This is a genomic window from uncultured Chloroflexus sp. (assembly GCF_937951745.1).
GTDB lineage: Bacteria > Chloroflexota > Chloroflexia > Chloroflexales > Chloroflexaceae > Chloroflexus.
Window position 1 is genome coordinate 37,692 of record NZ_CALFBQ010000029.1, and the last position, 12,879, is coordinate 50,570.

Sequence of the window (12,879 nt, forward strand, 5' to 3'; positions counted from 1 at the left end):
CCGGTTGCTTAAACGTATCTTGTCCCTAGCGACGGCGACGCGGGTTTGGGTGCTGGCGCGCTGCGCGATGCTCTTCGCCAGCGGTCTCGCTCGGTTCTACCGGCGCTTCAGTCAACGGCCGCATCACCGACCAGAAATCAACCTTTGGAGTTTCAGGTTGCGCTTCAGCCGCCTGACCGGCAGGTGCCGGCGCAAACGATAATGCTGGGGCAGGGCGGTTATCGGGGGGCAGGAAGCGCAGGTAATTGGCCAACGATCCCCAACCCGAGGTGAAATACTGCTGGATGACGCCAATGACGCTGCTAATGACCCAGTACAGAACTGCGCCAGTAGGGAAGGTAAAGGCAATGTAGCCGAAGACGAACGGCATAATCAACATTGCCTGCGTAAACGCCTTTTGTTGCGGATCTTGCACCCGCGGCGTCGCCATCAACTGTTGCATCAACTGCAAGACGATCGAGAGCACCGGCAAGATAAGATAGGCGAAGCCGGCGAACCCATTAGGGCCAAAGGCTGGAACGCCGAGATCCATGCCAAAGAAGGGGGCGGCAAGGATCTGGGCCAGCCGTTCGTCTTTCAGCATTTCAGCGGCGGCGGCGCTCAGGTTGACCCGTTGTTCGGGCACCATCAGGTGATACACCGCTTGGTACACGCCGAAAAAGATCGGCAATTGCAGCAAGAGCGGCAAACATCCACCGACCGGATTAATCTTATGTTCACGGTAGACACGCAGCGTCTCTTCTTGGAGGCGCTGGGGATCTTTGCCGTATTTGCGCTGGATCTCCTTCAAGATCGGCTGCACCTCTTGCATACGGCGGCTCGAACGGAGCGAACTGAGCGTCAGGGGCAGAATAACGAGGCGCGCCGCGATTGTGAAGAGCACGATCCCTAGCGCCATGTTGCCAGTCAATGATGAGAAGAAGAGCAGCAATTGTTCGAGCAAACCAACAAATGCCGACCAAATGTTCATGATGATCCCCGTTCGTATTGTGGATGTGAGGTTGCCGATGTCGATGCAGTTGATTCGGGTTCCGGCGTGTTTAAGAGACCGGCCTGTCGCAGAAGTGCGGCAATATCAGCTTGTAACTGGCTAAAGGGCGCTTCAACCACTTCAGGCGAGCGGATGATAACGACCAAATCGTAGCCGCGCTGCAATGATGGTAGCAACAGGCGAACTGCCTCACGGACGCGCCGGCGAGCCCGATTTCGTTGCACTGCGCCGCCGATCCGCCGGCCTGCGACGAACCCGCAGCGCACTGCATTGCGCCGGCCCGGTGCGGCAGTTAGGGCCAGCCACGGTGACGTAACGGTGCGACCTTCTTGCCGGACGCGGCGAAATTGTTCGGGCCGGCGGAGCCGATTTGCGCGTCGCATAGGTAAAAAAACAAACGGGCTATCGGCCACAGATGGCGCAATGACCAGCCGCTGAGGGCGACTCTGTAGGCGATAACCCGTCCCATCCCGTCATTAGCGGTGTCCGCGGCGCACCGCTCGCCGCTCATCACTCACCGTCAGTTTCCAGCGCCCCTTGAGACGCCGGCGACGGAGCACTGCGCGCCCGTCTTTGGTCTCCATCCGCGCCCGAAAGCCGTGTTTGCGGCGGCGCGGGATACGCTTCGGTTGCCATGTTCGCTTGGGCATTGTATGTACTCCTCAGAGATTATCTCTTTATTGACAAAAACTGTTGCCATTATACTCGTCGCGCTGGATGCATGTCAAATAGTCGCCTGCCGGCAACGTCGCCGGCAGGCCAGTTAACATCCTCAAGCGGTGCGCTTATTCATCGTGACCAATTTGCTGGAGCGTGCGCCGGATCGCATCGCGCTGGCGGCGGTTCGATGGGCGCTCAATCTCGTCTTCATCATCATCGTGGTCGCGGCGGCGGCGATCACGGTCACGATCGCGGCGATTGCTCGGCCCGCCGAACTTCGTCAACAGGTCTTCAATGGTAGCATTGCCCTCAAAGGTGTCTTCATCTTCCTCGCCGACGACATACATTTCAGGAGCCGGCTGGGCGCTGCGCCGTTCGCGGCGATCACGCCGCTCGCCGCGCTCGCTGCGTTCGCCGCGCTCGCTGCGTTCGCCGCGTTCACCCCGCTCACGGGCTGCCTGTGCGGCCGCGGTATAGCGCTCAAAGTTACTGCGGCCACCACGGGCAGGCGCGGCCTCTTCCGCCGGCTCACTTGCCTCAGCGCTCGCCGCTGCTTCCGGCTGCTCCTCTTCAAGGCGCATGGTCAGGCTGATCCGCTTGCTCTGCTGATCGACGCCGAGTACCTTCACCTTCACCTTATCGCCGACCTTGACCACATCTTCAACCTTGGCCACGCGGTGCGGGGCGAGCGCCGAGATATGGACGAGGCCATCGCGGCCAACGCCGATATCAACGAAAGCGCCGAAGGTAGCGATACCGCTAACGGTGCCTTCGACAATCTGGCCCGGCTCAAGCTGCTGCATACGCTGGGTGCGCAGCGCCCGGCGCAGGCTCAGGCTGATGCGGGCAGCCTCGCCATCAATCTCAAGCACCTTAAACTGATAGCGCTCACCGACCTTCACCGCATCTTCCGGCTTCTCAACCCGACCTTCGGCCAGTTCGCTGACGTGGATCAAGCCATCTTTGCCGACGCCGATATCGGCGAAGGCGCCGAAGGGGGCAAAGCCGGTAATCACACCTTCGACGACATCACCAACGCGCAGACTGGCCAGCTTCTCGCGGTCGATCTCTTGACGGCGCGGCTGCGATTGTTGCTGCGGTTGGCGCGCACGGCGCGGCGTTTCCGCCCGGGCAGGGTCGCGCATCGTCAAGCTGATCCGGCGCGCATCGGTATCAATACTCTTGACCCACACCTTTACCGTATCGCCGATCTGCACCAATTCCGAAGGCGTCTCTATCCGGCGATCGCTCATTTCTGAGATATGGACGAGACCGTCGCGGCCCACGCCAATATCGACGAAGACGCCGTACAACGCGATCGACGTAATCTTGCCTTCCAGTTCCATGCCGGGTTGCAAATCCTTCAACCGGCGCGGTTTTTGCAGTTGTTGTTCACCCACCGGCGTAAAACTTGCGCCGGCCGGTTCCGCCGCGGAGGGCGCACCTTCATCTGCGGTGGCTGGAGCCATTGCCGCCGGAGCATCAGCAGCCTCCCCTGCGGCGGCGGGCTGGTCCGCCTCCTGCTCAGGGGTAGGCGCTACCGCCTCTGCCGGCTGAGTAAGCGCGGCGACGGCAGCCTCAGCCGCCGGAGCAGTAGCTGCCGCGAGAGGCGTGTCAGGCAGCTCGCCCGCAGCGACCTCATCCCTACGTACCTGATCCGTCATTTCCTACCTTCCTCCTCACGTAAACGATTACCGAAGCTATGGTTGTGGCATCAAGCAACCACGTTGCCGGACGCACACCGACGTATATTACGAGCGCATTTGCTGCCGCACCGCACGGACAAGGCCGTCATCATGCAGATCTTCCAACCGATAGTACACACCGCGCAAACATTCGGCCAGCCGGCGCGAGAGGCCCCGATCGAAATTCGGGTGCTCGGTATCGATCACAATTGAATGGATCTGATGCGCGGCGATCATCTCTGCGATCCGGTACGCCTCTTGCTGGGGCGGCAAGTCCGACAGCGCCACATTTGCCTGCCCGTCTGTTAATAGTACCATCAGCGGTACCACTTCTGTATCACGCCGGCGAGCGCGTTCGAGCAACTCGAAGGCGGTAATCAAACCGCGTGACAACGGCGTCTTGCCACCGGTCGGCAGCGATTGCAAGCGGCGTTGCGCCAAATCGACGCTGTTGGTCAACGGCAATAGCACGCGGGCATAATCGCGCTGAAAGCTGACCAAACCCACCTGATCGCGGCGTTGATAAGCATCGCGCAGCAGCGAGAGGACAGCGGCTTTGGTGGCTTGCATTCGCTCTTCGGCGGCCATGCTCCAACTTGCATCAACCACGAAGCACACCGCATTGCGCGTGCGGCGGACCCGCACCTTTTGGCGGAGATCAGACCGCTTAATCAACACTTTTGGATGCCGGCGATGGGGCGAGCCAATGGTATGCATCAACTCAGTGCGACGCTTACGCTGATAGATCGCCGCTTCGCGCAAGGTGGCATCGAGCGCCAAATCGGTCACACGCGCGGCGCGACGGCTGGTAATGTAGCGCCCTTGCTTGCGCGTCGTGCGCGAGCGCGAGCGGCGACCGGGAGCGTGACGTTGACGGCGATCAGGCGTCGCTTCGAGGCGGCGCGGCTTAAAGATGTCCCCAGCTTTGTATTCAGCACCGCCGGTTGATCGATCATCGGTTGGCGTGGTCGCTTCGGGCGTACCGGCCCCGCCAACCGAAACCGTGGCGCTGCCGCCGCCGCTCTCATTGCCGCCTTCATCGTTGCCATTGCTCACATCGGTGAGGTCAGGGTTTTTTTTTACTTCAGCCTGCGCACTGACCTCTTCGACCCGCTTGCCATATTGGTCAAGGATGCTGGCCATCCGTTGCTCGTCAAGCTTGACTTCGCCGAACGGTTGGCGGCGCATACGGTGGGGCAGGGCCAGTTCGGCGGCCAGCCGGATATCTTCGGCGAGCAGCATGCGCCGGCCACTCCAAGCCGCGTGGGTACGGGCCGTTTCAAGGATGGTCAGATCGGCGCGGTGGCCATCAACCCCCATCTCAATGCAGAGACTGGCGACAACCGCCATGTCGGTGCGATCGATCCGCACTTGAGGCAGCAAGGCGCGGGCAGCGGCAATTCGTTGCGTCAATGATTCCTCAGCTTCGTGCCATTGCTGGATGAAGCCGAACGGATCGGCTTCGTAGGCCATGCGCCGCTCGATAACGGCCACACGGTCATTCACATCGGTCAGGCCAACCACTTCCACCGCCAAGCCGAAACGGTCGAGCAACTGCGGGCGCAATTCACCTTCTTCGGGGTTCATCGTGCCGACGAGGATGAAGCGGGCCGGGTGCGACACGCTCACACCCTCGCGCTCGACGGTGTTCACGCCCATCGCTGCGGCGTCGAGCAGCAGATCGACGAGATGATCGTCAAGCAGATTGACCTCATCAACGTAGAGCACACCGCGATTGACTTGCGCCAGCAACCCCGGCTCAAAGCGGCGTTGACCTTCGGTAATCGCGTGTTCGAGGTCGAGCGAGCCTACCACCCGGTCTTCCGAGGCTGAAACCGGCAATTCCACCAGTCGGATCGGGCGCACCATCGTTGGCAGCGGCCCTTGCGCGAGACGGGCTTGGCAAGAAGCGCACAGCGTCGCCGGCGTGTCGGGATCGCAACTGTAGGGGCAATCAACCACTACGTTGATCGATGGCAACAAGCGCGTCAGCGCGCGCACCGCGGTTGATTTGGCCGTCCCCTTCTCGCCGCGAATCAGCACGCCACCAATGCGGGGGTTGATCGCATTGAGAATCAGAGCGCGTTTGAGCCGCTCTTGGCCGACAATGGCGGAGAATGGATAGACCGGTCGTTGCGGAAGGCTTGTGATATTCACGACAACAAAAATCTTCTAGCTCAATGCGAGCCAGAAGCCATAGCAGCAATGCCGCATAATGTTGGGATGTGGCATCTTCATCATCCGGCGAGCAAACTTGACCTACGGCAATGCTTACAGCGAACACGTCCACGTGCTTGCAACGAAGCATCATAGCAATTGTGTCATAAAGCCGCCGAAAAGTCAAATGACGCTGTGCGTGATCAGGGGAGAATGGGAGACGGATGAACGCGGGTGGAGGAATGGGACGTAGATGGACACGGATCCGTGTCTGAATTACGGTGGGCCAGTATGCTATAATATAGCGATTCAATCCGGGCTTATCCCGGCGTTGAGTTTGGTGACGGCAGCAGCGGGCTGCCGGCGGGTAAGACGTGGAGTGTACTCGTGGGTTTCAACCCCTTCAATACGATTTTTGGCGCTTTTAGCCGCGATCTTGGCATTGATCTGGGCACTGCCAACACGTTAGTGCATGTGCGCGGCAAGGGCATTGTGATTAGCGAACCATCGGTGGTGGCCATCGATACGCGCACCAAGAAGGTTCATGCGGTCGGGGCGGAAGCCAAGGCGATGGTAGGCAAAACGCCGGCTAATATCGTGGCGGTGCGTCCATTGAAGGATGGCGTGATCGCCGATTTCGATGTGGTCGAGCAGATGCTAGCCTACTTTATCAAGAAAGCGCATGCCTATGCCGCATTGCCGTTAGTCGATCCCCGCCCGCGGGTGGTGGTCGGCGTGCCATCGGGTGTGACGGAAGTCGAGAAGCGCGCGGCGCGCGAAGCGGCGCTGAATGCCAAAGCGCGTGAAGCTTACGTGGTGGAAGAGCCGATGGCGGCTGCGATCGGGGCCGGGTTGCCGGTCGAAGAGCCAATTGGATCGATGATCGTTGATATTGGCGGCGGCACCACCGAGATTGCGGTGATTGCCCTTGGCGGCATTGTCATCAATCACTCGATCCGGATCGCCGGCGACGAGATTGACGAGGCGATCATTCAGTTTGCCCGCCGCGAATACAACCTCTTGATTGGTGAACGGATGGCTGAAAAAGCGAAAATTGCCGCGGGTTCGGCCTATCCGCTTGATGAAGAGATTAAAGTGGTGTTGCGCGGGCGCGATCTGCTAACCGGCTTGCCCAAAGCGATCGAGATCAGCTCGGTTGAGTTACGCGAGGGCATTGCCGGCCCGGTGAATGCGATTGTCGCCGAAGTGCGGGCCGCGCTCGAAGAGACGCCGCCGGAGCTGGTGGCCGATATTATGGAGCATGGGATCATGCTGGCCGGCGGCGGCTCGTTGCTGCATGGCCTTGATAAGCGGATTGCAGCTGAGACGCGCATGCCGGTGCATATCGCGCAAGACCCGCTCTCGTGTGTGGCTCGCGGCGCCGGCAAGATGGTCGAACACTTCGATAATAGCGTCTATCAAGATATTCTGACGCGCGCGCAAACGAGCCGGCGGGTACGGAGATAGCGCATGCGCGACTTTCTCGACAGCAGATTACCCTTGACTAGCAGGCGAAGGCGGGTACGGAGATAGCGCATGCGCGACTTTCTTGATGATCGCCCACTGAAATTACGCCGTGATCGCAGCGGCGATCGTCATTATTGGCGAGTAGTCGCGCTAGCGGTTGGGTTGGCGTTGATCAGCGTACTGCTAATCATCCTCGACCGGCAAGGGATTGTGGCGCCGGCGCGGTTGGCAGTGCGCGAGGCGGTGCAACCGCTAGCCGGCTGGTTGAGCGAGCGCCGTGCTATGATCGAGTCGTGGTGGGCGACACCGCGTGACGTGGCGGCGTTGCAAAACCGGATTGCTGAACTGGAAGCGGAAAATGCGCGCCTCAACAGTGAAGTGCTGCGACTTGAACAGGCGCGAGTTGAGAATATCTTTTTACGTCAGCAACTGGCCATTACCCGCACGTACCCATGGAAAATCCTCGGCGCTGAGGTGATGGTGCGCGCGCCCGATGCGGCGCGGCGAGTGTTAACCATCGCGCGCGGCGCTGAGGATGGTGTGCGGGTAGGAATGGCAGTGATCGGGCAGCAACCGGGTAGCTCACCGGCCCTCATTGGTGTCGTAGAGGCTGTGGGGCCGCGCACCGCCGATGTGTTGATGATTACCGATATCAGTAGCCAGCTCAGCGTGCGTTTGTTGCAGGCCGATGGCGCACCGTTAGGGTTGATGCAAGGTCAATGGCAGCGCGGCTCGCGTTTACGGGTGGAATTAATCGATCGCAACGTAACGATGCGGGTGGGCGAGCGGGTGGTGACCGCCGGTTTGAGCGGGGCGCTTGATCTGCCACTCGATCTGGCGGCGATGCCGGCAGCCGTGCCGATCGGTGCGATCGAGACGGTACAGCAAGAGGGACAGCGCCAGATAGGTGCGATCAGGCCCTTTGTCGATCCGGATCAGGTGCGCTACGTGTGGGTGATTCTCAGCCAAGACGAATAGAAGAACGGCTGGCGCGCGAGCTGGGGCTGGCCTTGGTTTTGCTGGCGCTGGCGCTCGTGCAGGTAACGTTGCTGACGGGCCTCGCAGGCTTTAGTGTCCCGATCCTGCTGGTACTGGCAATTGCGCGCGCCTTGGTTGGCGCCGGCACTGCCGAACCGGTGCGCGGGTTGATGCGCGGGGTGTGGTGGGCATTTTACGGTGGGTTGGCGCTTGATGTGTTGGGCACTATGCCGCTCGGCAGCCATGCCGTGGCCCAACTCCTAGCAGTGGTCATTGTCAGTTTAGCTGCCCGGCGGTTTGCCGTAGAACGTCCGCTCGTACCTTTGCTAGCCGTGGCTATTGGTACGGTTATCTACGAAGTAACGCTGGCCTTGATTACCTCACCGGTAATCGCAGATTGGCAGAGGTATGGGTTGGTGGTGGTGGCCCCATCGGTGCTGCTGGCTTTGATTCCAACCCTGCCGGCGGTGGCGATTGTTTACCGGTTGGTGCGAGCGGATGGGTAGATAAGCGAAAGGCTGATGCCCAGTTATGGCGAGAATCATTGCGCTACGGAGTGTCTTATTGCTCGTGGTGGTTGTGCTGGTGGCGCGGCTGGCGCAACTGCAACTGGTGCAAACTGATGCGCAGCGGTTTGGCGCCGATATTGAAGTCACCACCCGTCGGTATCTGACCAACCAACCGCGGCGCGGCGAGATCTTCGATGCGCGCGGGGCATTACTTGCCGAGAGCGTGCCGATCTATAATCTGGCAGTGGTGCCGGGCCAATTGCCGTCAGCAAGCAGCGCGCCTGAGCAGCGGGCGTTGACGTTGGCCCGGCTGGCGCAGATTGCCGGGTTGCCGGCAACTCTCATTATTGATCCTGCCAGCGCAATTGAAACGACCCCCGGCTTGCGCACCGAGTTAGCAGTATTGGGGACACTGCCTTCGCTCACGTCAACTACGACCCTCACGCTTACCATTGCTCCGCCCGATATCTTGCGTGCACTAACGATTAGCCAAACCTATCGCGACGTCGCAATACTGGCCAATCCGGTCGAACAGCTTTTGCAACAGGCCAACGCTCGGAGTTACCAGCCGGTCGTGATTAAAGAGGATATTTCGCCGGAGTTGGTATTAGCATTGCGCGAAAACGCCAATTACTTGCCCGGCGCGCGAGTGATCGAAGGTTTCCGCCGGCGTTACCCGTTGAGCAGTGCCATTCCCTCGCTGTCGCACCTGCTCGGTTACGTGGGCCGGATCAATGCCTGCGAGCTAGTGGTCGTGAATCCGGCCAGTTCGTGGCTGCGAGGTTTGGTTGATATTACGGCCAACGCGCCAACGTGCGGACTGATGACCAAGCGCATTGATCCGGCCAGTGTTGGGTTGCCGCCCTATTTGCCGAGTGATCAGATTGGCAAAGATGGCCTTGAAGGCGCGTATGAGCAGGTGTTGCGCGGTCAGATGGGTATTGACTCATTGCTCGTTGATGCGTTGCAGCGCCCGGTCAGCGATGTTACTACGCTGCGCCCGGTCGCCAACGGTCATGATCTGGTGCTGACCATTGATGCTCGGTTTCAGGCCGAAGTTGAGCGCATCTTACAGCGCTGGATCAATGAAGGCGAGCAGCGGCGGCAAACGGTGCGCGAAGCGCACAAACGGGCATATGATCCCATCGTGGCTGGGGTTGCAGTTGCACTCGATCCGCGCAACGGACGAGTGCTGGCGATGGTCAGCCTGCCCGATTACGACAACAATATCTGGGTTGATCCGGCGCGGGCCAATGATCTGCGGGCATTGCTAGCACCGCCGAGCGCCGAAGCGCAACGCGAGTTGCAGCGGCTAGCGCCGTTTACCAATCGCGCTATTGCCGGTCAATATCCGCCCGGTTCAACACTAAAGCAGTTCGTGGGAGCGGTAGCGTTGCAGCAAGGGGTGATTGCTGCCGATACGAAACTCCGTGATCCCGGTCTGCTACGCCTGATTGAACGCAGTGGCGCTGAGTTTATTTTGCCCAACTCGGTGCGCAATCGTGACAATGGGCTGATTGATGTGCGTGATGCGCTGCGCCTCTCGTCAAACGTCTTTTTCGCCAGTATTGCTGGCGGCAACGATCAGGCGACCAACCTTGATCAGCGTGCCTTGCGGATCACTGGTCTCGGTATTGACCAACTAGTCGAGGGGTTGTCGTGGTTCAATTTTGGCCGGCCAAGCGGGATTGATCTAGTTGGTGAGGCTGGCGGGCGAGTGCCGACGCGGGCGTGGAAGGCGCAGGTCTTGCGTGAAGCGTGGACGACCGGTGATACCTACAATACCGCGATCGGTCAGGGCTATCTCGAAGTGACGCCACTGCAACTGGCGGTGGCTGCCGGTGCAATAGCCACCGATGGCACCCTCTATCGCCCGCACGTGGTTGACCGAATCGTTGATGAGAATGGCCAGCTTGTGCAGCAAATCCAAGCAGAGCCAATCGGAAAAGCACCGATCGATCCACAACATCTGGTGACGATTCGGCAAGGTCTCTGGGCTTCGATCACTGACGGTTTGGGTGTTGCAGCACGGGAAGCCTGCTCGGGTTTGCGGATTGCCGGCAAGACGGGTACAGCCGAATTTGGGCCGTTGCTCACCACTGCCGATGGCCGGTTGGTACGGCAAAGTCATGCATGGTTTGTTGGATTTGCCCCCTACGAAAACCCTGAGATCGTTGTGGTTGTGTTGGTGGAAGGTGTCGGTGACCTCAATGATGGTTCATCAACGATTGCCGTGCCGGCGGTGACGCAGATCATGCAGGCCTACTTCGGGATCACTCCGCCAGAAAATCCGCCGCCATTCTGTCCAGTGTTACCACGGTAGAGCAAACACGTATCCATTCTGGTGGAGCCAGACAGAGCGATGTTAGCACTGCTAACCGTTGTTGTTTGGTGATGGTCGCATCTCCCTCGCTCTCGCCAAGCCTTAGGTGAGGCTTTGATTCTCCATCTCTTCGCTCGTGATGGCAGGCGTGATGCATACCTTACGTTACCCCTCTGATCCTCGTGGCAACGTGACGGTGAAGGTACTTCCCTTACCAAGACCGGCGCTGGCGGCGCTGATGTCGCCGCCCATGGCCCATGCAAGATGGCGGGCGATGGTGAGGCCGATGCCGCTGCCGCCACTGGCCCGCGAGCGCGACGGGTCAGCTCGGTAAAAGCGCTCGAAGATGTAAGGTAAGTGTTCGGGGGCGATGCCGATGCCGGTGTCGGTCACGCTAACCTGTACTTGTTCGTCGGCGATGGTAGAGCGGATGGTAATGCAACCACCTTCGGGAGTGTAGCGTATCGCGTTGCCGATAAGGTTAAGCAAGATTTGAGCGACGCGGTCGGGGTCAGCGTAGGTAAGAAGTGGCCATTCATTATATTCGTAGACGATCCGTAGACAGCCGTCGAGCACTTGTGGTTTCAGTTGAGCGACGACGCGCCTAATGACATCGTTGATGTCGAACGTAGTGAAATGCAAGGATATTTGGCCAGCTTCGACCCGCGATAGTGTCTGCAAATCGTCAACTAGGCGGCGCAAGCGGCGCACTTCGTGTTGCATGTCGATGAAGGTTTCGGGGGCATTGGGCAATACGCCGTCGATTAAGCCTTCGAGGTAGCCTTCGATGCCGGCCAGCGGGGTACGTAGTTCGTGGGCGACGTTGCCGATCATGGCAACGCGGCGCTGTTCGATCTGTTCGAGCGCTTCAGCCATCTGGTTGAAGCTTTCGGCGACGGCGCGCAGTTCGTCGCTGGCCGGCACGTGTACGCGCTCGTCGTAACGACCGGCGGCGATGCGCTGGCTGCTGCGGGCAATGCTGCGCAGCGAGCGCAAAATGACTTGCACGAGCAGGATGCTGGTGGTGAGGCCAGCGATGGTAGCGGCGATCGCTGCGACAGTAAGGGCTTGTATGACGGTTGCGCGCACGGTGGCAAGTTGATCGGGAGAGACAGTCTGTTCGAGTAGGGCGTTGGCGGTGAGGCTGAGTGCCACCACGCCAACGACAACGACCAGCATTTGGGCGCCGATGATTTGCCAGCGGAGTTGTCGCCAGAAGTGAGTCATTTTGGCATGCCGATCAATAACTAAATTGGGTAATGACATCGTTCTGCAGCGCCGTATGGCTGTGCAGCTCCTACCCCATTGCTAACGATCCGTTCCATAAAGCCGCACGTCCGTGCGGCTCCCCTAGGGATTGGCAACCTAAGGGTTGCCTCCTACGCCGGCGTATCAACGAATCGGTAGCCGACGCCGCGGGCGGTACGGATGAGGTTTTCGCCGGTAAGGGCTTCGATTTTGCGCCGGACTTGACTGACGTAGACATCAACAACTCGGTCGGTGCCGTAAAAGTCAGCACCCCATACTTTTTCAATTAGGTCTTCGCGACTGAGAACGCGGTTGTGGTTGCGAGCGAGCGCCAGCAGCAGGTCGAATTCGGTGGGGGTGAGTTCGAGCAATTGGCCGGCGGCACGCGCTTCGCGGGTGTCGGGGTCGATTTCGACGTGGGTGAAGCGCATAATCGAACTCTTGGCCGGTTTGCCGCGGCGCCGGCGCAAGATGGCTTCCACGCGGGCAACTAACTCGCGTGGGCTGAATGGTTTAGTTAAATAATCGTCAGCGCCGACGCGCAAACCGGCGACGCGATCCATCTCGTCGCTGCGCGCGGTGAGCATCAAAATGAAGACGTCGGAACGTTCGCGCAGGCGGGCAGCGAGTTCCATCCCGTCCATGCCGGGCAGCATTAAGTCGAGCACGATCAGATCGGGCTGATCTTCGAGCGCCATCTGCAAGCCTTCGGGGCCGGTGGTAGCGCATAAGACACGATACCCAGCGTGTTCGAGGTAGGCTTTGGCGACGTTGCGAATGCTGGCTTCGTCATCGACGACGAGGATGGTCGGTTGCATAGATCCCTCACCGTTGGCGACAAGGTGGTCTACCGGATGGGCT

At 59.8% G+C, this 12,879-nt stretch carries 11 protein-coding genes; 4 read left to right on the plus strand and 7 right to left on the minus strand.

Annotated features, from left to right (window positions below; all coding sequences use genetic code 11):
* Nucleotides 1-25: 25 nt before the first annotated feature.
* The 5 genes from Q1A59_RS07875 to Q1A59_RS07895 all read right to left on the minus strand — a co-directional run bounded on the left by Q1A59_RS07875 (nt 26) and on the right by Q1A59_RS07895 (nt 5,493).
* The gene (locus Q1A59_RS07875) at nt 26-970 is read right to left on the minus strand and encodes a YidC/Oxa1 family membrane protein insertase (RefSeq protein WP_298403943.1); all 945 of its coding nucleotides are present in this window, start codon (nt 968-970) and stop codon (nt 26-28) included.
* A complete protein-coding gene (gene rnpA / locus Q1A59_RS07880; RefSeq protein ID WP_298403945.1) occupies nt 967-1,374 on the minus strand; it encodes a ribonuclease P protein component in 408 nt (135 codons plus the stop codon). Before rnpA ends, Q1A59_RS07875 begins: the two co-directional genes overlap by 4 nt.
* A gap of 93 nt (nt 1,375-1,467) precedes the next feature.
* Nucleotides 1,468-1,641, minus strand: coding sequence for a 50S ribosomal protein L34 (rpmH, locus tag Q1A59_RS07885; protein ID WP_298403947.1), 174 nt, complete (start codon nt 1,639-1,641; stop codon nt 1,468-1,470).
* A gap of 135 nt (nt 1,642-1,776) precedes the next feature.
* Complete coding sequence (locus Q1A59_RS07890; protein WP_298403950.1) at nt 1,777-3,315, minus strand: S1 RNA-binding domain-containing protein; 1,539 nt, start codon at nt 3,313-3,315, stop codon at nt 1,777-1,779.
* Between the two features lie 87 nt (nt 3,316-3,402).
* Nucleotides 3,403-5,493, minus strand: coding sequence for a putative cobaltochelatase (locus Q1A59_RS07895; protein ID WP_298403953.1), 2,091 nt, complete (start codon nt 5,491-5,493; stop codon nt 3,403-3,405).
* Between the two features lie 387 nt (nt 5,494-5,880).
* Between Q1A59_RS07895 and Q1A59_RS07900 the strand changes: the two genes are divergently transcribed.
* From Q1A59_RS07900 to Q1A59_RS07915, 4 genes are all read left to right on the plus strand, one after another.
* A complete protein-coding gene (locus Q1A59_RS07900; protein WP_298403956.1) occupies nt 5,881-6,960 on the plus strand; it encodes a rod shape-determining protein in 1,080 nt (359 codons plus the stop codon).
* Between the two features lie 69 nt (nt 6,961-7,029).
* The gene (gene mreC / locus Q1A59_RS07905; protein WP_298403959.1) at nt 7,030-7,938 is read left to right on the plus strand and encodes a rod shape-determining protein MreC; all 909 of its coding nucleotides are present in this window, start codon (nt 7,030-7,032) and stop codon (nt 7,936-7,938) included.
* Nucleotides 7,911-8,444: a rod shape-determining protein MreD gene (mreD, locus tag Q1A59_RS07910; RefSeq protein WP_298403962.1), complete on the plus strand. Its 534-nt coding sequence runs from the start codon at nt 7,911-7,913 to the stop codon at nt 8,442-8,444. Before mreC ends, mreD begins: the two co-directional genes overlap by 28 nt.
* 25 nt (nt 8,445-8,469) lie before the next feature.
* Entirely contained in the window at nt 8,470-10,770 is a 2,301-nt protein-coding gene (locus tag Q1A59_RS07915; RefSeq protein WP_298490010.1) for a penicillin-binding transpeptidase domain-containing protein, read from the plus strand.
* Between the two features lie 165 nt (nt 10,771-10,935).
* Here the strand turns inward: Q1A59_RS07915 and Q1A59_RS07920 are convergent, their stop codons facing one another.
* Nucleotides 10,936-12,036 carry a cell wall metabolism sensor histidine kinase WalK gene (locus tag Q1A59_RS07920; protein WP_298403968.1) on the minus strand — a complete coding sequence of 367 codons (1,101 nt, stop codon included), beginning with the start codon at nt 12,034-12,036 and terminating at the stop codon, nt 10,936-10,938.
* A 113-nt stretch (nt 12,037-12,149) separates the two neighbouring features.
* Entirely contained in the window at nt 12,150-12,836 is a 687-nt protein-coding gene (locus Q1A59_RS07925) for a response regulator transcription factor (protein ID WP_298403971.1), read from the minus strand.
* Nucleotides 12,837-12,879 lie beyond the last annotated feature (43 nt).